Source organism: Caldisphaera sp. (assembly GCF_049974385.1).
Taxonomy (GTDB): domain Archaea; phylum Thermoproteota; class Thermoprotei_A; order Sulfolobales; family Acidilobaceae; genus Caldisphaera.
Map to the genome: position 1 here is coordinate 1 of NZ_JBMFIW010000076.1, position 505 is coordinate 505.

Consider the following 505-nt stretch of genomic DNA (forward strand, 5'->3'; position numbering starts at 1 on the left):
GTTTTTTCTAATGGAAATGAGACCAACCTTTTGAAATCACTTAATATTGAACTGTTAAATGGAAGATACGGGGTTTTGGTAAGTAATAATTTAAACGTAAGCTTAAACGATACAATAAACCTTTGTTTTTCTAATTCATGCAATACATATCACGTAACAGGCATAATTAGTTCGCCATATAATTTAAACATAATAATTTTACCCAATTTGAATACAAATAAAATAGAAGTGAAAAATGGAATTCAATACATTTTAGGATCAACTAAATTAACTTTAAATAATTTATCTTTGATTTTATCTATTATATTGATTTCTCTTTCCTTACCAGCTATTTATTTCTCAAACAAAAAGATGTATAATAGTATAAATGATGCAATAAGTTATCTGAAAAATATGGGATCTTCCAAAAAAGATATAAAAACAGGCTATATAATTTCATTGCTAATTATATCAGTCATATTTGTATTATATGGTTTTTCTCTAGGTGTTGTTATATATCAATTAG

1 protein-coding gene is annotated in these 505 nt (G+C 24.6%); it reads left to right on the plus strand.

The features are described from left to right. Positions 1 to 505 (plus strand): hypothetical protein (locus tag ACP5GV_RS08160; protein WP_428103316.1); only part of this gene is annotated, 505 nt, incomplete at both ends.